General features: G+C 53.4%; 1 protein-coding gene. It reads left to right on the forward strand.

The features are described from left to right. Positions 1-337: major capsid protein P2 (locus OH458_RS22045; protein ID WP_269979860.1), on the forward strand; the 337-nt coding region annotated here is incomplete at both ends.

Raw genomic sequence — 337 nt, forward strand, 5'->3', positions numbered from 1 at the left:
TGAGGGTGTGGCATGGGGCAACCAAGCCACGCTGCGTTTGGTGTCGGGGCCAACCTACCAAAACCTTGAGCTAGTGACGAACATCTTTAACCCGTCTGATATTGAGCGCGTGCGCATCACTCACAACGGTAAAGAGATTGTCTCGCTCTCTGGTCAAGACATGGTGGATTTACAAGAGCACCGCTCGAACTACACGCAGCAAGGCCGCTACGTGATCTCGTTTAGCGATATGACCATGCGCACCAAGATTGGCGTTCGCCAAGGTGAGCTCGTGACGTTGCCAGGCGAAATCTGGTTTGTGTACATCCAACTGAAAGCGAAAAGCGGTGTCGAAGCG

It is taken from the genome of Vibrio sp. MarTm2 (assembly GCF_027587055.1).
GTDB lineage: Bacteria > Pseudomonadota > Gammaproteobacteria > Enterobacterales > Vibrionaceae > Vibrio > Vibrio sinaloensis_D.